Source organism: Breznakia pachnodae (assembly GCF_030814225.1).
Lineage (GTDB): Bacteria > Bacillota_I > Bacilli_A > Erysipelotrichales > Erysipelotrichaceae > Breznakia > Breznakia pachnodae.
Window position 1 is genome coordinate 160,506 of the sequence record NZ_JAUSUR010000002.1, and the last position, 20,157, is coordinate 180,662.

The 20,157-nt window shown below is 31.7% G+C and carries 24 protein-coding genes and 1 riboswitch; of the genes, 3 read left to right on the forward strand and 21 right to left on the reverse strand.

Annotated elements, in window-relative coordinates; genetic code table 11:
- Window positions 1–127: 127 nt before the first annotated feature.
- Window positions 128–733: a superoxide dismutase gene (locus tag J2S15_RS06840; protein WP_307406713.1), complete on the reverse strand. Its 606-nt coding sequence runs from the start codon at window positions 731–733 to the stop codon at window positions 128–130.
- A 136-nt stretch (window positions 734–869) separates the two neighbouring features.
- Window positions 870–1,001, forward strand: a riboswitch (FMN riboswitch).
- Window positions 1,002–1,062: 61 nt separating this feature from the next.
- On the opposite strand from J2S15_RS06840, the gene J2S15_RS06845 reads away from it, so the two are divergent.
- Window positions 1,063–1,650 (forward strand): ECF transporter S component, encoded by a 588-nt coding sequence (locus J2S15_RS06845; RefSeq protein ID WP_307406714.1) that lies wholly within the window; start codon window positions 1,063–1,065, stop codon window positions 1,648–1,650.
- A gap of 85 nt (window positions 1,651–1,735) precedes the next feature.
- Here the strand turns inward: J2S15_RS06845 and J2S15_RS06850 are convergent, their stop codons facing one another.
- The 13 genes from J2S15_RS06850 to J2S15_RS06910 all read right to left on the reverse strand — a co-directional run bounded on the left by J2S15_RS06850 (window position 1,736) and on the right by J2S15_RS06910 (window position 11,705).
- On the reverse strand, window positions 1,736–2,941 hold the full coding sequence (locus J2S15_RS06850; protein ID WP_307406716.1) for an immunity 26/phosphotriesterase HocA family protein: 1,206 nt from the start codon (window positions 2,939–2,941) through the stop codon (window positions 1,736–1,738).
- A gap of 97 nt (window positions 2,942–3,038) precedes the next feature.
- Complete coding sequence (locus J2S15_RS06855) at window positions 3,039–3,266, reverse strand: hypothetical protein (protein WP_307406718.1); 228 nt, start codon at window positions 3,264–3,266, stop codon at window positions 3,039–3,041.
- A 35-nt stretch (window positions 3,267–3,301) separates the two neighbouring features.
- The gene (locus J2S15_RS06860) at window positions 3,302–3,526 is read right to left on the reverse strand and encodes a hypothetical protein (RefSeq protein ID WP_307406719.1); all 225 of its coding nucleotides are present in this window, start codon (window positions 3,524–3,526) and stop codon (window positions 3,302–3,304) included.
- Between the two features lie 28 nt (window positions 3,527–3,554).
- A complete protein-coding gene (locus tag J2S15_RS06865; protein ID WP_307406721.1) occupies window positions 3,555–3,779 on the reverse strand; it encodes a hypothetical protein in 225 nt (74 codons plus the stop codon).
- Between the two features lie 25 nt (window positions 3,780–3,804).
- Complete coding sequence (locus J2S15_RS06870) at window positions 3,805–4,062, reverse strand: hypothetical protein (RefSeq protein ID WP_307406723.1); 258 nt, start codon at window positions 4,060–4,062, stop codon at window positions 3,805–3,807.
- A 44-nt stretch (window positions 4,063–4,106) separates the two neighbouring features.
- The gene (locus J2S15_RS06875; RefSeq protein ID WP_307406725.1) at window positions 4,107–4,373 is read right to left on the reverse strand and encodes a hypothetical protein; all 267 of its coding nucleotides are present in this window, start codon (window positions 4,371–4,373) and stop codon (window positions 4,107–4,109) included.
- 69 nt (window positions 4,374–4,442) lie between these two features.
- Entirely contained in the window at window positions 4,443–5,090 is a 648-nt protein-coding gene (locus tag J2S15_RS06880) for a TetR/AcrR family transcriptional regulator (RefSeq protein ID WP_307406727.1), read from the reverse strand.
- A gap of 206 nt (window positions 5,091–5,296) precedes the next feature.
- Window positions 5,297–6,238 (reverse strand): nuclear transport factor 2 family protein, encoded by a 942-nt coding sequence (locus tag J2S15_RS06885; protein WP_307406728.1) that lies wholly within the window; start codon window positions 6,236–6,238, stop codon window positions 5,297–5,299.
- A gap of 3 nt (window positions 6,239–6,241) precedes the next feature.
- Window positions 6,242–7,690 (reverse strand): glycoside hydrolase family 1 protein, encoded by a 1,449-nt coding sequence (locus J2S15_RS06890; protein WP_307406730.1) that lies wholly within the window; start codon window positions 7,688–7,690, stop codon window positions 6,242–6,244.
- The gene (locus J2S15_RS06895; RefSeq protein WP_307406731.1) at window positions 7,677–9,473 is read right to left on the reverse strand and encodes a glucose PTS transporter subunit IIA; all 1,797 of its coding nucleotides are present in this window, start codon (window positions 9,471–9,473) and stop codon (window positions 7,677–7,679) included. Before J2S15_RS06895 ends, J2S15_RS06890 begins: the two co-directional genes overlap by 14 nt.
- Window positions 9,474–9,532: 59 nt before the next feature.
- The gene (licT, locus tag J2S15_RS06900) at window positions 9,533–10,393 is read right to left on the reverse strand and encodes a BglG family transcription antiterminator LicT (RefSeq protein ID WP_307406733.1); all 861 of its coding nucleotides are present in this window, start codon (window positions 10,391–10,393) and stop codon (window positions 9,533–9,535) included.
- Between the two features lie 256 nt (window positions 10,394–10,649).
- The gene (locus tag J2S15_RS06905; RefSeq protein WP_307406735.1) at window positions 10,650–11,084 is read right to left on the reverse strand and encodes a hypothetical protein; all 435 of its coding nucleotides are present in this window, start codon (window positions 11,082–11,084) and stop codon (window positions 10,650–10,652) included.
- A 6-nt stretch (window positions 11,085–11,090) separates the two neighbouring features.
- Window positions 11,091–11,705, reverse strand: coding sequence for a cytidylate kinase-like family protein (locus J2S15_RS06910; RefSeq protein WP_307406737.1), 615 nt, complete (start codon window positions 11,703–11,705; stop codon window positions 11,091–11,093).
- A 196-nt stretch (window positions 11,706–11,901) separates the two neighbouring features.
- Between J2S15_RS06910 and J2S15_RS06915 the strand changes: the two genes are divergently transcribed.
- Window positions 11,902–12,462, forward strand: a complete 561-nt coding sequence (locus tag J2S15_RS06915) for a helix-turn-helix domain-containing protein (RefSeq protein ID WP_307406739.1) — start codon at window positions 11,902–11,904, stop codon at window positions 12,460–12,462.
- A gap of 34 nt (window positions 12,463–12,496) precedes the next feature.
- Here the strand turns inward: J2S15_RS06915 and J2S15_RS06920 are convergent, their stop codons facing one another.
- The 3 genes from J2S15_RS06920 to J2S15_RS06930 are packed head-to-tail and all read right to left on the reverse strand — an operon-like array spanning window position 12,497 to window position 15,698.
- The gene (locus J2S15_RS06920) at window positions 12,497–13,471 is read right to left on the reverse strand and encodes a ribose-phosphate pyrophosphokinase (protein WP_307406741.1); all 975 of its coding nucleotides are present in this window, start codon (window positions 13,469–13,471) and stop codon (window positions 12,497–12,499) included.
- Window positions 13,472–13,489: 18 nt separating this feature from the next.
- Window positions 13,490–14,179 (reverse strand): DapH/DapD/GlmU-related protein, encoded by a 690-nt coding sequence (locus tag J2S15_RS06925; protein WP_307406743.1) that lies wholly within the window; start codon window positions 14,177–14,179, stop codon window positions 13,490–13,492.
- A gap of 58 nt (window positions 14,180–14,237) precedes the next feature.
- Window positions 14,238–15,698: a DEAD/DEAH box helicase gene (locus J2S15_RS06930; RefSeq protein WP_307406745.1), complete on the reverse strand. Its 1,461-nt coding sequence runs from the start codon at window positions 15,696–15,698 to the stop codon at window positions 14,238–14,240.
- Window positions 15,699–15,850: 152 nt separating this feature from the next.
- On the opposite strand from J2S15_RS06930, the gene J2S15_RS06935 reads away from it, so the two are divergent.
- Window positions 15,851–16,153: a hypothetical protein gene (locus J2S15_RS06935; protein WP_307406746.1), complete on the forward strand. Its 303-nt coding sequence runs from the start codon at window positions 15,851–15,853 to the stop codon at window positions 16,151–16,153.
- A 42-nt stretch (window positions 16,154–16,195) separates the two neighbouring features.
- On the opposite strand, the gene J2S15_RS06940 is transcribed toward J2S15_RS06935, so the two are convergent.
- From J2S15_RS06940 to araD, 4 genes are all read right to left on the reverse strand, one after another.
- Complete coding sequence (locus tag J2S15_RS06940; RefSeq protein WP_307406748.1) at window positions 16,196–17,599, reverse strand: MucBP domain-containing protein; 1,404 nt, start codon at window positions 17,597–17,599, stop codon at window positions 16,196–16,198.
- 220 nt (window positions 17,600–17,819) lie between these two features.
- The gene (locus J2S15_RS06945; RefSeq protein WP_307406750.1) at window positions 17,820–18,617 is read right to left on the reverse strand and encodes an HAD family hydrolase; all 798 of its coding nucleotides are present in this window, start codon (window positions 18,615–18,617) and stop codon (window positions 17,820–17,822) included.
- Window positions 18,604–19,467: an L-ribulose-5-phosphate 3-epimerase gene (locus tag J2S15_RS06950; protein WP_307406751.1), complete on the reverse strand. Its 864-nt coding sequence runs from the start codon at window positions 19,465–19,467 to the stop codon at window positions 18,604–18,606. The genes J2S15_RS06945 and J2S15_RS06950 overlap by 14 nt, the downstream gene beginning before the upstream one ends.
- Window positions 19,451–20,152 (reverse strand): L-ribulose-5-phosphate 4-epimerase, encoded by a 702-nt coding sequence (gene araD / locus J2S15_RS06955; RefSeq protein ID WP_307406753.1) that lies wholly within the window; start codon window positions 20,150–20,152, stop codon window positions 19,451–19,453. The genes J2S15_RS06950 and araD overlap by 17 nt, the downstream gene beginning before the upstream one ends.
- Window positions 20,153–20,157: the final 5 nt, after the last annotated feature.

Here is a 20,157-nt window from a genome sequence, read left to right on the forward strand (position 1 = left end):
TATATGGTTCGCAAATTTCTTTTTATATTTTTCATCCATGAATTAGTCGAAATTAAACCCAACTTCGTTCACTATAATATTAATTATTTATTTCAAGCACAAAAAAAGCACCGAAGTGCTTTTCATTTTAATCAATTCCTTCAAATCGTTTAGTTACCATATCCCAGTTAACAACATTCCAGAATGCTTTAATATAGTCTGGACGAACATTACGATATTTTAAGTAATATGCATGTTCCCAAACATCCAATGCTAATAATGGTGTTTTACCTTCACTAATTGGAGTGTCTTGATTTGGTGTAGATACTACTTCTAGTTTATCTCCATTCTTAACTAACCAAGCCCATCCTGATCCAAAGCGAGAAGTTGCTGCTGCAGCAAACTCTTCCTTGAAGTTATCTACACTTCCAAATGCTTCTTCAATCTTAGTTTTCAGTAATCCTTCTAATTCTGTCTTTTCACCAGTCATACTATTCCAGAAGAATGTATGGTTGGCATGACCACCACCATTGTTACGAACAGCCATTCTAATATCTTCAGGAACATTATTTAAGTCCTTTAAGATATCCTCAACACCCATTTCAAATAATTCTGGGTGTTTTTCAACTGCTGCGTTTAAATTATTCACATATGTTTGATGATGCTTGTCATGATGTATATGCATTGTTTCCTCATCAATATATGGTTCTAAAGCGTCGTATGCGTATGGTAGGTTTCCTAATTCAAATTTCATAATAATCACTACTCCTTTTCCTTTTATCTTTAAACACATTCTAGCACTAGAACACAAATAAAGGAATTAGTTTGCTCGAGATAACTTTTATAAACTAAATACTTTATTTCTTATATAGATAGGTATATAATAATTATGTAATCTTCAGGGCAGGGTGAATCCATGTAATGGATAATTCCCGACCGGCGGTAAACTCCGCGAGCCATTTTTTGGTTGAACTGGTGCAATTCCAGTAGCGACAGTAAAGTCTGGATGAAAGAAGAACATTCTTTTCATATAAAAGTATCGCCCTGTTTTAAAACAGGTTTTTTTATTGAAAGGAGATTATAATGAAACCAAATTATTTACAGCTTATTGTTAAGATTGCCTTTATGGCAGCCGTTGCAGCGGTGGTGATGACATTTAAATTTGCTACACCATTTGCACCACCATTTTATACAATTGACTTCAGTGAGGTGATTGTATTACTTGCGGGATTCGCGTTAGGGCCAGTTCCTGCGATTGCAGTAGAAGCACTAAAGATTCTATTAAATCTTTTACTTAATGGAACATCTACTATGGGAATTGGAGAAGTTGCTAACTTCTTAATGGGATGCTCATTTGTAGTAACAGCAAGTGTTATTTACCACAAGAATAAAACTAGAAAACAGGCACTTATCGGAATGGGAGTTGGAGTTGTTGCATTGTGTGTGGTTGCATCTTTAATGAATTACTTTGTATTATTACCAGCATATGCATATTTCTTTCATATTCCAATGGATGCATTAATTGCACAATCGCCAATTACGGTTGATAATATATTCACGTTTATCCTTATTGCAGTTGTACCATTCAACATTCTAAAAGGAGTTGTATCTTCAACTGCTGTGTTCTTAGTATATAAGAAAGTAACACCAATTTTAAAGAAATCTATATAAGTATTATCAAGAGGACTAATTTATTAGTTCTTTTTTTAATTTAAAAGGCCTATTAACGATTGTTAATAGGCTTCAGTTTATCATATTATTTTTCTATTAATTTCAAATATTCTTCTCTTGTATATCCACCATATTCTTTATTAAACTCATCAAAAGAAATATCTGGTTCTATCCCAAAGTAACGAAACATAATTTCTCTTTGAGGATGATTTAAGAAATCAGAATAAGGAATATGAGGCTTATTATCTTTGTTTAAAATATACATTCCCCCAATTCCACGATTTGACATCTCAAAATATTTATCACATGGGGGCAACTTATTCATTAGTTCTTCAGTACTTTTTATTTTCATACCAAATCCCCATGCTAAACTTAATTGTGGTTTATATCCAAGTGATACTAAGTGTTTCAAGTGATCATTATCTTCTACAAGAAATCCTTTACTATTACTATTTGGATCATTTGATTTATATAAGATACTACAGTACTGTGGAAGTAAAATATCTTCTTCCTCTAATTTTTTGTGTAGTATTACTGGATATGTATTTCTTAAGATGCCATCATCCATTATAATTACTGGAGATTGTAAAGGCTGTTTATAGAGTTCTTCTAAAGTTGGCTTGTCATTATCACTTAAAACATCAAAAAAACGTAAAACAATAGGTACAGTCATAATATTTTTAAATGGATGATCTTCAGGAATTAGATTTTCTTTTCTATATTCAGAAAACCTTCCAATAATAAGCGCATATGCAAAGGTCTTCCAATCCAATGCAACTCTTACAATATCACCATTCTTATAGCGAATAGTTTTCTTTGGCAGATTCTTAATATCATCAACCATTTGTCCCCAATACGAAGGGGCTTCTTTCATTATTGTAGGTATATAATCAATAAAGTCATGAAACTCTTTAATTGTATCTGGAAGAGGAATTATTATTTTTAAATTATTATGTTCATTGAATACTTCAATATGTTCTTTTTGTGTTTTTGTTGGTTTTGTCACTTTAAAGAATACACCTTTGTGTTTCCTTTTCCCTAACTGCATTGAATCCAATTTTTTATTCTTTCCTTTTTTCGTAGTTGAAAGTATCCATTCTCTATTTTCAGTTTCCACATTCATATCGGTTTCACTATAAATGCTATAGTCACTTGTATAGTTGACTCTTTTCTTTATTGTATCTTTTTCAAAGTACAACGTAGTACCATTCATATCAAACTTATCCCACTTTGGATTAAGTGGTTCTAATCCAAAAAAGGCTCTTATTTCATCATTAATTAAATGTTCCACTATAATTCTCCTTTTGCTTTGTATAGTAACTATTATAGCATATGAAGTTTTTTAGTAATAAAGCAAAAAACTGATGATTTGTTCATCAGCTTATTGATTAAAATCCAATATATTCTAGGAATGTATCTTCATCACGATCACCAATTTCAAAGTTAATGTGTTCGTCATTTCCGTTGTCTTCCTTGAAGTTTTCTTGTACGTAATCTTTAATTGCTTCTTTGTCTAATGAATTCTCTACTTGTTGTGAGATAATTCCTACAATTGATAATATACTTAATGCGATTACAATTCTTTTTGCTAATTTATTATTTTTTAAGTTGTTCATGTTATTTTCTCCTCTGTTATGTTAACTTTCTTTATTTAAAATCCGATATACTCTAGAAATGAATCTTCACTACGATCACCAATTTCAAAGTTGATGTGTTCATCATTCTCATTGTCTTCTTTGAAATTTGTTTGTACATAATCTTTGATTGCTTCTTTGTCTAATGAACTTTCTACCTGTTGTGAGACAATTCCTACGATTGATAATATGCTTAGTCCGATTACGATTCTTTTTACTAATTTGTTATTTGTATTTTTCATGATTTTTCTCCTTATTTTTCTTTATCTGTTAAAATCCAATGTATTCTAGAAATGAGTCTTCATTTTGGTTCCCATTTTCAAAGTTAATATGTTCTTCATTATTGTCATCTTCTTTAAAGTTTTCTTGTACATATGCTTTTACTTCTTCTTTGTCTAATTCTTTTTCTACTTGTTGTGATAATACTCCTACGATTGATAATACACTTACTGCTACGACTACCTTTGCTACTAATTTGTTATTTGATTTTTTCATGATTTTCTCCTCTTACTTTCTTTGTTTATTTCACGAATGGTATTTTATTTTTTAATTGTGCTTTTGCTGTTTGGAAGAATGCTTCCATTACTGCTTGTATTTCATCTGTTTCAATATTTGTTGCTTCATGTACGTATTGTACGATTGCTTCTTTATGCTTTTCTCTTCCTTTAAACATTTGTCCTTCACAATACTTTTCGTATGCCTTTAAAATTTTTGCACTCTTTACTTCTTCTACATTTGATACTCTACTTACTTCTCTGATCATTTCTTGATTGTTCATGTTCTTTCTCCTTTAGATTTTTGAATTTTCTTTTTATTTTGATTTTATTGTTCTTTTTTAGTGAATGGAATTTTGTTTTTCATTTGCTTCTTAAATGTTTTGAAGAATGCTTCCATCACTGGTTGTACTTCATCTGCGTCAATGCTTGTTGCTTCTGTAATATACGCTACAATTACTTCCATATGTTTTGCACTTACTTTAAATACATTTGTTTCACAATACTTTTCATATGCTTTTAAGATCTCTGCACCCTTTAATTCTTCTACGTTTGATACTCTACTTATTTCTTTAATCATTTCACGGTTATTCATTTTTCTTTCCTCCTTGACCGACCGTCGGTCTTTTTGATTGTGTTTTTTAACTCAACTGTTACGTTGAGTTTATTTTGATAATACTTTATTTAGTTGTTGTTGCATATCCTTCATATTAATCTTTGTTTCATTTACACCTAATACCCGAAAGATTACGGTAATAAGTGACTGTATTCTTTGCTGAGGATCTTCATGTCCTTCGCTTACAATTCTTGAATCTAATAATGTCTGAATCCCTGCTGTCAGAAACTGAATTGATTCCAAAGGGTATGCTGTATTGAACTCCCCTGTTTTATTTCCTTCTTCAATTACTTCTGCCAGAATTGGACATATATATTCAATTGTTCTTTCTAATGATCTCTGTTTCATAAATGCGTTCTCAGTATATTGAAACTGTTCACTCAGCTGACTCTTTGTATCTTCTGGGTTAGCTGATTGTGATAGAAAGAATGTCATCAATTTTTCAAATGGTTTTAATTGTTTATCTTCAACAATCTTTTTTACTGCTTCAACTTCATGTTGGACAATTCGGATGATAACAGCATCCATTACTTCTTCTTTAGATTTGAAATAGTGATAGAAGGTACCTTTTGCTATTCCTATTGATTTAAGAATATCATTGATTGTTGTTTTTTCATAACTCTTGGAAATGAATAATGACTCTGCAGTATCAAGTATTTCATTTCTTCTTTCTTCATGTTCTTTTACTACTCTCATATGTATCCTTTCTCTAGACCGTCGGTCGGTCTACACTTATAATATACTATCACGTCAAACATATGTCAACACTTTTTTTAAACTTTTTTTGAAAAAGTTAATTGTCAAAGTAAACGAAACAAAGTATTTCATTAAATATAAGAAAGATACTGATATATAATTTATAAATATTACTAGCATGCAAAATAAAACCCTAAGTTCATTACTTAAGGTTTTACATCAGTATTAATCCCAAATACTCCTATGTCATAAACTATTTTATCCGTAATCCAGTTGTTTTCTATTTTTTTTAAGTAGAATGTATAGTTTACGGTATAAAACATAGTGTCTTTATTATCTTTTGTAATAGTGTTTGTTCCTATTCTATGTGGCTCATGTCTAAAAACAGTCATAATTGCTTTATTTTCATCTATAGTAATTTTATCTACATAACCAACATGTGACATTAAATTTTCTTTATTTCTTTTTTGCTTAAACATCTGAATTAATGATTCTCTTCCATAAATTGAATTTTCTTGTATGTCTGAGAATACATTTTCTGATAATACTGACTTAGTTATTTCAAAATCATTATAATCAATTCCCCATGCATATCTATTATAAACATCCATTATTTTTTCTTTTTCACTCCACTCATCTGAGTAATCATAATTTCTCCATGGAGCCTCAATATTAGAATTGATTGGATAATTTTTGTAACCATTATATATTGTGAAATCCATTAGCTTCCACCAATCACTAACAAAAGATGTATTTCCATCAATCATATCTAAGCCATATTTCAGTTTTGCTATTTTCCAATCTAAACCACTTTTTTCATAATAAACTAAGTATCTTCCTCCAAACTGAAGATAATGAAAATAATTATCTTTTTCATAACCAACCAAGGCTACTACATATACACTTTGAATTCCTGTCTTATCATTTGTAAACACTGAGTTATTAAATAACCTATATCTAGAATAGTCTAAATCTGGACCTTTCCATTTGAATATTTCTTTAGCTGTTTCTATATTACTGAAATTCCCAAAAATAGTTGTTTCAAATTCTACATTATCTGCGAAATTAATATCAAAACAATCAAATTTATTTTTTTCCAAACCATTAATAAAAGTATCAAATATTTCTTTTATTATTTTTCTACTCATAAGCTACCCCAAATGTTCTCCATTTGAAACTATTACATTCTTATACCAGTAGAAAGAATCTTTTTTTATTCTTTTATAAGTACCTGTGTCATCATCATTTTTATCTACATAAATAATCCCATATCGTTTAGACATTTCTCCTGTACTTACACTAATTAGATCTATACATCCCCAAATGGTATAAGCAATTACATCAACTCCATCATTATATGCTTCACTTATCGATCCAATATGTTCTCTTAAATATTCTATACGATATTCATCATGAACACTATTTTGCTCTATTGTATCTCTTGCTCCCAAACCATTTTCCAATACCATAATAGGAACATTATAACGATCATAAATATCATTTAGGGTATATCTAAGTCCTACTGGATCAATTTGCCAACCCCACTCACTATTTTTTAAATAGGGATTTTTTGATCCTTTCATCAAATTACCCATTGCAGGTTCAAGTGATGTAGTTGCACTAATGCAATTTGAGAAATAATAACTTATTCCACAGAAATCTACTGTTCCTTTTTTTAGAATATCTTTATCAGATTTATCTACTTTTACTTTGATACCATTTTCCTTAAAATATCGATCTATATAAGAAGGATATTTTCCTTTTATCTGAACATCTAAACAAAACAGATTATGAACTTGATGATGTTTCTGTGCAAGCAACATATCTTCAGGATGACATGAGTAAGGATAAGTACAATAATATGCAATCATACAACCTATCTTAATATCTGAGTATTCTTCATGAGTATATTGAGAAACTACTGCACTTGCTAGAAACTGATGATGCAGGCATTGAAAACGTTCCTCTGCATTATTCTTTTCCGGCAATAATGCTTTCTCATCTAAAAGCATCCCACCCCCATATACTGTTCCCAAAGGAATCGTCAGACAATTAATCTCATTAAAAGTAATCCAGTATTTAACATATGAATGAAACTTATCAATTATATATTTTGCATACTTTACATAACAATCAATAACTTTTCGATCCGTCCATCCATTATATTTCTTACTTAAATATAATGGCATTTCATAGTGAGAAATCGTTACAATAGGTTCTATATTATAGTTTCTACATTCTTCAAATATATTTCGATAAAATTCTATTCCTTCTTTGTTCGCTTCTTCCTCATCACCATTTGGAAAAATTCTCGTCCATGAAATAGACATTCTATAACATTTAAACCCTGCTTCTGCAAAAAGTTTAATGTCTTCTTTGTAGTAATCATAAAAACGAATTGCATCATGAGAAGGGTATTCATATTTCTTGTTTAAGTTTGAACTACATACTCGTTCTGTTGTTTTGCTTCCTTTTGTAAGTACATCAGCTATACTTATTCCCTTACCATCTGTATTCCATGAACCTTCTATTTGTGATGCAGAGGTAGCACCTCCCCAAAGAAATCCTTTGGGGAAGGCTGTAGTCTTATATCGTTCCAATCAATTCATCTCCTTGCTTAACTGCTTTTTTATTTAGCGCAAATATATCATTATAATTTTCCACATTTGTTATAATCACAGGAGTAACCACTTCATAACCTGCATCTTTAATCTTTTCAATATCAAACTCAAGAAGCAAATCTCCTTGCTTCACGATATCTCCTTGCTTAACTTTTGGATAAAAGTATTTTCCTTCTAATTGAACCGTATTAATACCAACATGAATCAATAATTCAACTCCTTCATTTGTTTTTAAACCTATTGCATGATTAGATGGTAAAAATGAAACTATTTCTGCACCATCAGGTGCGAAAACTTTTCCTTCACTGGGTTGAATCGCGACACCTTTTCCTACCATTTCGCTGGCAAAAACATCATCATTCAAATCACTTAGTTGAATTACTTCACCTTTAATTGGCGTTAATATATTCTTTGCGCCTTTTACTACCTCAACTTTTTCCTTTGTAAATCCGAATAATATCATTCCTGCAAACGCACAAATAACAGTAGTAAGAATTGCAATTATATAATATACAAATGTATCAGAGTAATAACCTGGAAGGCCTAAAATTCCTGCATTCACGAATCCATGTGCAGCACAATTGAAAATCCCCATAATTGCACCACCAATTGCACCTGCAATTCCAATCACTGCAAATGATCGTTTATATCTTACACACAATCCAAATAAAATTGGTTCAGATATACCTGAAATAATCGCGGTTGCTGAAGATGCTGCTGCCAACGACTTCAGTTGCGGATCTTTTGCTTTAAATAGAATGGCTAATGAAACACCGATTTGCGCATAACAAGTTGCTGACATAAATGCCAATACTGGATCATAACCAAAACTTGTAAAGTTTAGTAAGATGATTGGAAGTAATGCTAAATGCATGCCAAGCATCGTTAAATATCCACAAGTTCCTCCTACTAAAATACCCAGAAGAATTGGATTATTCTCATTTAACCATGTACTAAAATCTTGAATCCCTAAAGATATAGTTTGACTCACTGGACCAATCAGCATAATCAACAATGGAACTAAAATTACAATACATGCCATCGGTACAATTAATAATTGAATTGATTTTGGTACAAACTTTTTTAATCCATCTTCTAGTAATTTCAATATTGGTGTCATAATTAGTGCTGGAATTATTAAATTCGAATAATCAATTATTGTTAATGGAAGCCCAAAAAGTGATACACCACCTTCCACAGCAGCGAGTGCTGTGAAGTTTGGTTCCATTAATGCACCAACGATTACCATTCCTACCAAAACATTTACCTTTAGATATTTTGCAGTATTATATGCAATCATGAATGGAATAAAGTAGAATACTGCATTTCCTGCAGCAGTAAAAACTGAATAAACTGTTGAATCTGCTGCTAACCATCCTAATGATGTGAATAATGCTAAAAATCCTTTAATCATACCAGATCCAACCAACGCAGGAACCATTGGTATAAACGCATTACTAATATAATCTAAAATTGCTTGTCCTATATTTTTTTTACTACTAGTTTCTTGATTTTTCTCTCCTATTATTTCTTTCACTTCTTTATATACATCACCTACATGGCTTCCAATCACTATTTGAAATTGTCCTCCTGCCATTGCGGTTCCATAGACATCATTTAATTCTTCTATTTTATTACGTTGAATCAATGAAGTATCTTTTACTACAAATCGTAATCTAGTTGAACAAAATATAACATTTTCAATATTTTCCTTATCTCCAACTAATTCAATAATCTTTAATGCTAATTCATTGTTTTTCATATGTTTTCTCCTTAAATAAATAAAAACCCAAACAATCACAAAAAATGTAATCATTCAGGTTATGCCTTTTCAGTAACAATCCTGTCTTTCTTTTCATCTCTTAATATTCTCTGAATATGAATTGTGAGATATAACAATTCATTATCTTGTATATCCACATTATACTTTTTTTCAATAAACTGTTTGATTTTAATTGAACAGTTATATGCTTCAACATAATTTATTTTAATATTCCTTAGTAAGTCATCATCTTCTTCAAGTCGTTCTCCCCTTAAAATTCGATAAGCAAAATATTTTAAATGAGTGATTAATCTTGAATAATTCATAGTTCCTTCATCCAAAATTATAGCTAGATGAATTCTTATAATTTGAACTATTTCCTGAATCAATTTTGTAATCTGCTGACTCAAATGTGTATCATCTCCATACATTGCATTCACAAAGTGAAAAACAATATATCCTGCTTCATCTTCTGGGAAGTGAATACCCGTTTTTAACTCAACCATATTCAATGATGCCAATGCAACTGCATATTCTTCTGGATAAAATCTTTTCAAATCCCAAAGCATCATGTTTTTGAATTTAATCCCATCTTTTTGTCTCTCAATGGCAAAGTTCAAATGATCCGTCAAAGTAAGATAAATATTATTATGAAATTTCGTTTTCAGAAGTGATTGAGCATACTCAATTATTTCACTAGATAATTCAAAAATATCTGGTGAAATATTATTGATTAAATTCATTAAATCATTCGATTCTTTTTCTATAAAGATTTGTGTCGCCGTTTCTTCGTCAATAATCTCTCCAATTTTCTTATTAAACCCAAGTCCTTTCCCTATTAATATTTTATCGATATCATTCTCATCTTTGGCCTGAATTACATTATTATTGTAGATTCTCATAATAACTAGCTTTTTCAAAAAATCACCTCACAAACCAATAATTTTTCAAGAGATTACGTACAAAAAAAACCTGTTCTCTACTATGTGTGCACAACAAACAATAGTCGACCTAGGTTTCGCCTTTTCATATAAAGTAACAATCCTTATTGTCACTTTTATTATAGCATGATTATTTTATCGTGCAATATGCAATTTTATTATTAAATTCTAAGTTGTGATTATTGTTACTAAAAAAGGCTCCCAACATAGTTTGTCAGCAACCTTTGATGTATTTCTATTTTATTTCTTCAAGACGGAAAATAAAATCATCTCCATCTTCAATTACTAATTTATCAATTGTATCGCACCCATTGTTCTCAAGACACTGAACATTATTTTCTGAATAATAATTCCAGTATAGATTCTCTTCCTGATCTTCGACGATTAATGTATCTTCTCCAAGACCAACGATTCTTACTTCTCCCTCATTACTTCCTGATTCAAACTTAATTTCGTTTTGGTCATTCAGTTCTGTAAGTAGTTCATCTAATTCTGTTTGTGTTGTTTCTATATCTTCATCATATACAACATCATCTTTATCATCAATGATGGTAACATGAATTACTTTTCCATGTCGGTTTGTTACAACTGTATAAACTGCAAAGATTGCAACAATTACAACTATAGAAAATAGTATAAGAATTAATGTCTTTCGTGTGCTGTGTTTCATTTTTTTCTACTGTCTCCCTCGAATATATGCAACAATAACATCTGCAGCATGCTCAAGGCCTACCTTCGATGTGTTCACTACTAAATCATAATTTCCTATCTTACCCCAAATTTGATTACTGAAATAATTATAATAATTTGCCCTACGTTTGTCCATATCCGCCAAAGTTTTTTCAATCCCTTCAGCTTCTTCATGGTAATCTTCAATTGCTCTTTTCTTTTTATCTTCAGGATTTGCACTAATATATACCATTACTGCATCTGAGTTATCTCTTAAGATGTAGTCCGAACATCTACCTAAGATAACACAAGAATCCTTCGCAACATTTTCAATCACCTCTTTTTGTACCTGATAAATCTTTTCATGCATTGATAGTTCACCCAAGACAGAACTTGGCCCGATAAACTTTGTTGTTGGAATACTAAGATAATATTCTTTCTTACTCACCTGATCATATATCTGATCATATAATTCTTTATCAATTCCACTTTGCTCGTTGATCTGCAAGAGTAATTCTTTATCATAGTATGGAATGTTTAGTTTTTGTGACAGGAGTTTTGCCACTTCTTTTCCACCACTCCCATATTCTCTTGAAATCGTAATAACCACTTTTTTGCTCATGATGGACCTCCTTGATATATGTTTATTATACCATTCTAAGAAATTAATAAAACTTAAATTACTGCTTATTTATATCATAAGCAAAAAGAATGCTATACTTATAGATGAAACAAAGTACCTGTTTTAGGCAATGTAAAGACATTTTGATAGTGCTTTATTTCATTGATTGTTATAGTTGAAATACAAAGGAGAACTTATGAATATCGCAAATCAGTTAAAGACATTTCGAAGTAGTAGACAGATATCACAAGATGAACTTGCTGATATCATCCATGTATCAAGACAGACCATTTCCAGTTGGGAGAATAATCGAAGTTATCCTGACATTCACAGTTTAATCTTACTGAGCGAGTTTTATGAGGTTTCTTTAGATGAACTAGTTAAAGGAGATATAACAATGATGAAAGAAAAACTAGAAATAAGAAAAATGAATCGTCTATCATATTTAATGCTTACTTGTTTTTGCATGATGGTAGTTACAATGCCAATTGGGGCGAACTTTGGAACTCTATATTTTTTGATTCCACTATTCTTTATGATTAGTATGCTGATTATCAGTTTGCGTTTAGAAAAACTAAAGAAGGAAAAGAACATTCAGACATATGAAGAAATATTAAATTATATAGAAACTGGTGCTTTACCAAATCCAAATAAAACAAAGTCCAGAAAAAAAATCATTATAGAACGAATTCTATTTGCTGTTGGTTCCGCTGTTGTAGCATTTGTTTTAGTTTATACATTTATGAAGATATTTTAAAAGGTAGAAATCAGTGGATTTCTACCTTTGTGTTTTATGATTCCGATGCTGTGTAACTAAACTTTTGTAGCATTTCACTTACTGACTTACCATCTTCGATTCTTTCAATCGTAGATGCAAGTACTTCCGCTACACTGATTACTCTCATCTTCTTTAAGTCATCTAATTTATCGCTTTGATCAATTGTATTTGTACAAACGAACTCAACAATGCGAGAGTTGTTGATTCTTTCTACTGCTGGTCCAGATAATACTCCATGTACACATGCTGTGTATACTTCAGTAGCACCTTTCTTATACAACATATCAATTCCCGCCATCAATGTTCCTGCAGTATCTACAATATCATCAATAACGATTGCTTTCTTTCCTTTAACATCTCCAATCAAATTCATAGCTTCTGCTACATTTGGTTTTGGACGACGTTTATCTATAATAGCTAATGGACAATCTAGTGCTTTGGCTAGTTTGCGAGCTCTGGTTGTTCCACCATGGTCTGGTGATACCACAACGATGTCTTTCCCCATTTTCTTTTCCAAGAAATAATTACCAATAAGACACATTGCGCTAATATCATCAGCAGGAATATTGAAGAATCCCTGAATCTGACTTGCATGCAACTCCATCGTAATTACACGAGTTGCTCCAGCTGCCTGTAATAAATCTGCTACAAGTTTTGCTGTAATCGGCTGACGTGGTTTCGCTTTACGATCCTGACGCGCATATCCAAAGTATGGCATAATTACACTGATGCTTTTTGCACTTGCTCTTTTACATGCATCAATTGCAATTAAGATCTCCATAAGGTTACTTGAAACAGGTGCACTAGTTGATTGAACTAGAAATACATCTTTTCCACGAACAGTTTCTTGTAACTGTACCATAATCTCTCCATCAGCAAAATGTGTTACGTCACACTTTCCTAATGGTAAACCTGCATGTTTACAAATTTCTTTCGCTAATTCAACGCTTGAAGTTAATGAAAACACGATTGCTCTATTCTTGTCCATTTTGTCTTGTTTCTCCTCTTATTTGTTCTTGTATTTATCTCCAAAGCCGGCTTTATTTTCCTGACGTGATCTGGCAATTCCCATATCACCATCTGCAACATCGTGATCGATTGTACTACCTGCAGCTAATAGTGCATTTTTTCCAACTTTCACTGGTGCGATAAGATTGACATTGCTTCCAATGAATGCGCCATCACCAATTGTTGTTCTGAATTTGTTTTTTCCATCATAATTAACGGTAACAACACCACATCCGAAGTTGACCTTCTCACCCACGTCACTGTCTCCAATATATGTTAAATGTGCACACTTGCTTCCTCTCCCGAAGCTTGAGTTTTTGAACTCAACAAAGTTTCCAATACGTGCATCACCTATGATTTTTGTATGATTACGTAAATGCGACATTGGTCCAACAACACTGTTTTCTCCAACTTCACTGTCTGTAATCTTACTTGAATCAATCGTTGTTCCATCTCCAATTATTGAATTAGAGATAAATGAGTTTGGCAGAATAGTTACATTCTTTCCAATTTTACTACCTTTTAGAATATGTACATTTGGATAAATAACACTATCTTCTCCAATTTCTACATCTTCATCAATGTATACATTTCCTGTATCCATGACGAACACTCCATTACGTAATAATTCTTCATTCTTTTTAATGCAATTCTCTTTGTACTTTAACATTTTGTCTGTATAGTCCATAGTTAACTCCTTACACCCCAATATAGTACCAAATTTTCAAGAAATATTCATCTCTTTCTTACGAATTTTCTTGTTTTTTATAATCCTTCTCGTAAATTGTCATATTCGCTCTACTAACTTTACGAATTTTGCCTTTAATTTTCATATTTTGTAGAGCATCTAAAACCAAGTTTCCTTTCTGATTCAGGATTTCTACAAATGTTGCAACATCAATTACTTCAATAATTCCAATATCATCACTAGTAATTCCTTCAATTGAACAAATCGCACCAACAATATCCATTGGTCGTATCTTTGCTTTCTTACCTGCATTGATATGCAACTTCATAATTTCATCTTCAAACAACAAGTTCTTTTCTGCTTTGATTGTTCTTGAAGAAGATGCATCAGCAAACAACACTTCTTTTTCTTTTAAAATTTCATCATCAGGTAGCGTGTACTCATTCAAATCTCTTCCACTATCTTTAATCTGGTTAAAGAATCGTTTTCCTTCTTCATCCACAATAGTAACTGCTTTTCCCTGTTTTTCCATTCTAGCAGTTCTACCAATTCGATGCACATAGATTTCACTACTAGTAGGAACATCATAATTAACAATAAGTTCAATACCATCTACATCAATTCCTCTGGCTGCAACATCAGTTGCAATCAGGTATTTTATATACCCTAGTTTAAATTCTTTAATCGCCTGAATTCGTTTCTTCTGTTCCATTCCTCCATGCAGTTTGCCAACAAGTTTACTCTCACTAGATAATTTATCATATAAATTATCTACCTCTACTTGCGTATTACAGAAGATAATAGAACTGCTTGGATTTTCATTTACTAAGATATCAAATACTTTTGGTTGTTTATCTTCACTATATATATAGTATTCATCTATTTGCGGCCTCGAGTCTTGTTCAACTTCAATATAGGTTGGATTATCCATATAGCGTTTACACAATTGTTCAATGTTCTGATTTAAGGTTGCTGATAATAACGTCATCACATATGGTGTAGTAATCGAATCCAGAATATCATTTACCTGTTCTTCGAATCCAATTGCAAACATTTCATCTGCTTCATCTATTACCACATATTCTATTTCACTCAAATCAATAGTACCTTGTTCAATGTGATCCAGCACTCTTCCAGGAGTACCAACTACAATGTGTGTACGTTGCTGTAATTGTTTCTCTTGCGCTTTATAAGAAACCTGTCCATAGATTGGTTCTACCTTTAATCGTTTATATCTTCCAATATGAAACATCTCTTCACGGACCTGTAATGCTAATTCTCTGGTTGGCGTTAACACCAATACCTGTGGTGTTCTCACACTCCAATCCAGCATCTGAATAATTGGGATTGCGAATGCAGCCGTTTTTCCACTTCCAGTTTTTGACTTTACAATCGCATCCTGATGCGAAAATAAAAGAGGAAATAACTCTGACTGTACAGATGTTGGTTTCTGATACCCCAACTTATCCAGTGCCTTTAATATTTCCTCATCGAAATTGTAATCTTGAAAATTTGTCATGTCTATCCTCTTTATTTTCTTATGTACTTTAAGTATACCCTCAAAATCAATTTACGTCTATCACTCGAAGATATAAAATCTACATCTGCCATGCATTGATTACCACCCATAATTGAAATATAATAACTATAGATAACAGGAGAGGAAATCATATGAGTGACTATTTAATATTTTTCTTTGTTTATGCTTCTATTCTTACTTTATCAATGATTATAAGCAAAAAGCATTATACATATCTTGGTTTGCGATATAAATTTTATGCTTTACCGTATGGTAGAGTTTATGATGTGTTAATCATTTTAGTTCTTATTATTATTCCAATCATTATAGAAGTAAATTCTATAGACAATTATTTAATTCTTATGAGTCCTTGTTATTTACAATTACTTATTATTGCAATCACTGAAATAGCACATAAAATAATCAATAGAAAGAAAGTTGTAACGCACAGTTAACCATTACAATGATACTATACGTTACAACTTTTTATTTTTTTATTATGCTCTTTGTTTTTTTATTTTAATTACAACTATGCTCAACAATGATAAACCACCTAATAACATCATTGCAGCTACATTTGTTGAATCACCTGTTGCTGGTGCAACTGATGCTGATGTTTTAGTTGCTGCCTTTGTTTGTTTCTTATACACGAATATCATTTTTTGATCAGGGTTATCTTTTGTTAAAGTTACTGATTGTGATTCAGCTCCACTTAACTTGTAACTATCAAATGATTTAGCTTTTGCTTTATACTCTTGCAAACCTAATCCTTTATCAAATGTTTCTGTTGAAAGAACTTTCCCATTTTCATCTACATGTTCAACTGTATATTTTGGGTGTACATAGTATAATTGAACACTTTGAGGATTTGTTGTATAGGTACCAGTATTTGCATCAAGACTACTTCCTACGTATACATAATCACCAATTGTTGCTGGTGGATTTACTGTGAAGTTTTGACCTTCATATCCATCTGCTGTCATTGTATCTTTTACACTCATATTGGTATCACCCAAAGTTGTATAATCAATGAACTCAACATTCACTTCTCCTACTTCACGTGTTGTTTTTGAAAGAATTGTAATATCTGAGAAGGTTGCATAAGATAATGATGAGCAATAGTGTGAATTATATGCACTGTAGATACCAAAATCATTACCACCTGTGTACCCTGTTGGAACTTGGTCACTAGTTGCAGTTGCAAGATCTAAATCAAAATTAATCATACTAACTGAAGAATCACTCGCTGTTCTTGTTACTTCAACTGAAAACTTAGTTTCTTCAGATTTTAACTTTACTGTATATGTATCATTTGATCCTGTTGGAATTGGTTGTGAATAAACTACTGGACAAGAATAAATTAAACTAGATCCGCCAAGTACATGATTTCCTTCTAAATCGAAATGATCCATTTTTCTTAAAGCAATTCGGTAACTTTCAAGTGAGAAATAATAACCACTGTATGTCCCATCAGTATTTTTTACACAGTTCACAAAGAATCCTACACTATTAATTGTATGCCAATCCATTTGGTCTTGGCTTATACTAAATGTAAATTCTTTCGCTGAAGCATCACTTTCTGTATAATATAAAAAATCTAGATATGGGTTAGAATAGTAACCAAAAAACTTAACTTCATTTCCAATTAATTGAATATGTTCATCACTTCCATCACCAAGTAATCCTGACTGTGCTGAAGTAAAGGCCATATCATGACCTACTTCCTGATATTTATCCCAACTGATTGCAGTTACTGCTGGATTATTGATTGTTGAATCAAAATTTTCATCATTTACAACAATCGCCTCTTCTTCCTCTGCAACTACATTGTTTGGAAATATACCAACTACTAAACTAAGTGCAATCGCTGAGATTGCTAAAAATATACTCTTTTTCTTCATTCCCTCTCTCCTCTAAAGTAACTTAATACTTCTCATTTATAAGAACGTATTTACAGTTTGAACTTTTCTTATCCATTCATAAACCGCATGCCCTCTATTTATCGTCCTCTAATTTAAAGATGCAATTTATCTTAATTTAGTTCCATCTTTTTATTGTTTTTTTCATATCGATCAAAAAAAACGATAGAATATGGCTAATTCCATAATCTCTATCGCCTTTTTATATAAACTGTTTTAAATATTCAATTACTCCATTGTTGCGATTACTTCCACAAAAGGCTTTGGCAACTTCTTTCAATGCTGATTCAGCATTTGCTACAGCTACTCCATATCCTGCAACTTCAAACATACTAATATCATTATAATTATCTCCAAATACAAGTACTTGTTCTTCCTTAATATTTAAATAGTTACACAATCTATGAATTGCTTCGCCTTTTGTAGCTAGTCGATCAGAAAAAGTATAAATAGAACCTTCTGATTTTAGAAGAATTGACTCCTTACAGATAAATTCTAATTCCTTCTGTATTCTTTTCATTTTATTATCATCTTCATCAATACAAACCAATTTAAGTATTGCTTTCTTAGGTCTGACAAACGTTGTTGTATATGTAATATCAACCTTTCCTTCCAGTCTCTTTATAAAAGGAATTATTGGATTTGTCTTTCTCACAAAGACTTCATCATTTGCATAAGCAATATACCCAATATTATTTTCTTCCAATACTTTAGTTGCGCTCTCTAAATCATCCATATTGATATTTTGCTGGTGTAGGCATTTACTATGATAAAAAATATTTGCACCATTATTGCAGATAACTGGAACTTCTATTTTAATCTGTTGAATATAGTTTTCTAAGATATGAATATTTCTTCCACTAGCTAAAGTGAAATCAATTCCTTTTGATCTTAGTTTTTCCTTTATCCAAGATACTTCACTACTTAATTCTTTTTCATCATTCAGCAAAGTTCCATCCATATCACATACAACTAGTTTATAATCATCAAGATTCATCATAAAATACCATATCCAGATGATTTCTTAAAAATTTAGATGCATCTTGAATCACTGTTTTCCAGTCCTCATTATTTATATACCAGAATTCACCAACGAAACGTTGAACGTTCATATCTTTTAATACTTTTAGGTTTTCTATATATTCGGTATGTCCAGTTCCAAAAGGAATCTCACGATAATGATTAGGTATTGTTTCTTTTAAATGTGTTGCGATAATCTTTCCAGTTCCTAATTTTAAATCTTCACTAACACTAGTTCCATATAATAGACTGGCATTTTTAAGATTACCAATGTCTGGGTAAACGCCTAGGTATGGATTATTGATTAAGTTTACATATTCCATACTCTTACTTACGGTATCCATAAACGATGTTTCCATTGTTTCAAACCCTAATAAGATTCCTTTAGCTGCAGCCATCAGTACACAACTCTTTAAGTTCTTTTCAAACAATTGTTTTGTTTCATCATTTCCTTCTTCATAATATACATCATATCCAGCTAATTGAATAATGGGTATTCCTAAATCACTAGCTAGCTGAATTGCTTTTTTCATAATGTTCAGTGATTGATTCTGCATAACAGTTTCTGGATGCCCCAAAGGAAATCTGCGATGTCCACTTAAACATATAGAACCAATTTTTACTTCGGTATCGTACATTGCTTTTACAATCGCAAAACGTTCGTCTTTTCTCATATCAAGTCTGGATAATTTCTCATCACTTTCATCAATACTCAACTCAAAAAAATCAAATCCACATTCTTTGGTAACTGCAAGCTTCTCATGAATGCTTAAACTATTTGGCATTGATTTTTCATACAAACCTAATTGATAACTATTTCTTTTGTCCATAATAAGCATTCGCTCCATGTTTTCTTAAGAAATGTTTATCTAATAATACTGGCTGCATTTCTTCAATCACTCCTTGGTGCAGTTGTGATGAAACAAATGCCATCATTGCACACTCTTCCATTACCACTGCATTGTGTACTGCATCCGCTGCATTCTTTCCCCAGGCAAAAGGTCCATGACTATGTACCAATACCCCAGGAACTGCATTTGGATCAATCTCTCTTTCATGAAATGTCTCAACTATTACTTTACCAGTTTCTAATTCATAGTCTTCTACAATCTCTTTGTAATTCATTTTCCTTGTACATGGAATCGCACCATGAAAATAATCAGCATGTGTTGTTCCTAATGCAGGTAAATCCATTCCTGCCTGTGCCCAAGAAGTTGCCCATCTGGAATGCGTATGTACTACTCCACCAATATCAGGGAAGTTTTTATAAAACTCCAGATGTGTCATTAAATCACTTGATGGATTTAATGTACCTTCTACAACATTCCCATCTAGGTCACATAAAACAATATCATCACTCGTCATACCATCATATTCAACTCCACTTGGTTTGATTGCAACAATACCTTTTTCACGGTCAATTGCAGATACATTTCCCCAAGTGAAGGTTATCAATCCATGTTTTGGCAGATCCAAATTAGCTTGTAGGACTTTCTCTTTTAGTTCTTCTAACATAGAAT

Coding starts and splice junctions, on each gene's coding strand:
- J2S15_RS06840 (WP_307406713.1), bottom strand. CDS start 733: ATGAAATTTGAATTAGGAAACCTACCATACGCATACGACGCTTTAGAA.
- J2S15_RS06845 (WP_307406714.1), top strand. CDS start 1,063: ATGAAACCAAATTATTTACAGCTTATTGTTAAGATTGCCTTTATGGCA.
- J2S15_RS06855 (WP_307406718.1), bottom strand. CDS start 3,266: ATGAACAACTTAAAAAATAATAAATTAGCAAAAAGAATTGTAATCGCA.
- J2S15_RS06860 (WP_307406719.1), bottom strand. CDS start 3,526: ATGAAAAATACAAATAACAAATTAGTAAAAAGAATCGTAATCGGACTA.
- J2S15_RS06865 (WP_307406721.1), bottom strand. CDS start 3,779: ATGAAAAAATCAAATAACAAATTAGTAGCAAAGGTAGTCGTAGCAGTA.
- J2S15_RS06870 (WP_307406723.1), bottom strand. CDS start 4,062: ATGAACAATCAAGAAATGATCAGAGAAGTAAGTAGAGTATCAAATGTA.
- J2S15_RS06875 (WP_307406725.1), bottom strand. CDS start 4,373: ATGAATAACCGTGAAATGATTAAAGAAATAAGTAGAGTATCAAACGTA.
- J2S15_RS06880 (WP_307406727.1), bottom strand. CDS start 5,090: ATGAGAGTAGTAAAAGAACATGAAGAAAGAAGAAATGAAATACTTGAT.
- J2S15_RS06885 (WP_307406728.1), bottom strand. CDS start 6,238: ATGAGTAGAAAAATAATAAAAGAAATATTTGATACTTTTATTAATGGT.
- J2S15_RS06895 (WP_307406731.1), bottom strand. CDS start 9,473: ATGAAAAACAATGAATTAGCATTAAAGATTATTGAATTAGTTGGAGAT.
- J2S15_RS06905 (WP_307406735.1), bottom strand. CDS start 11,084: ATGAAACACAGCACACGAAAGACATTAATTCTTATACTATTTTCTATA.
- J2S15_RS06910 (WP_307406737.1), bottom strand. CDS start 11,705: ATGAGCAAAAAAGTGGTTATTACGATTTCAAGAGAATATGGGAGTGGT.
- J2S15_RS06915 (WP_307406739.1), top strand. CDS start 11,902: ATGAATATCGCAAATCAGTTAAAGACATTTCGAAGTAGTAGACAGATA.
- J2S15_RS06920 (WP_307406741.1), bottom strand. CDS start 13,471: ATGGACAAGAATAGAGCAATCGTGTTTTCATTAACTTCAAGCGTTGAA.
- J2S15_RS06925 (WP_307406743.1), bottom strand. CDS start 14,179: ATGGACTATACAGACAAAATGTTAAAGTACAAAGAGAATTGCATTAAA.
- J2S15_RS06930 (WP_307406745.1), bottom strand. CDS start 15,698: ATGACAAATTTTCAAGATTACAATTTCGATGAGGAAATATTAAAGGCA.
- J2S15_RS06935 (WP_307406746.1), top strand. CDS start 15,851: ATGAGTGACTATTTAATATTTTTCTTTGTTTATGCTTCTATTCTTACT.
- J2S15_RS06940 (WP_307406748.1), bottom strand. CDS start 17,599: ATGAAGAAAAAGAGTATATTTTTAGCAATCTCAGCGATTGCACTTAGT.
- J2S15_RS06945 (WP_307406750.1), bottom strand. CDS start 18,617: ATGATGAATCTTGATGATTATAAACTAGTTGTATGTGATATGGATGGA.
- J2S15_RS06950 (WP_307406751.1), bottom strand. CDS start 19,467: ATGGACAAAAGAAATAGTTATCAATTAGGTTTGTATGAAAAATCAATG.
- araD (WP_307406753.1), bottom strand. CDS start 20,152: ATGTTAGAAGAACTAAAAGAGAAAGTCCTACAAGCTAATTTGGATCTG.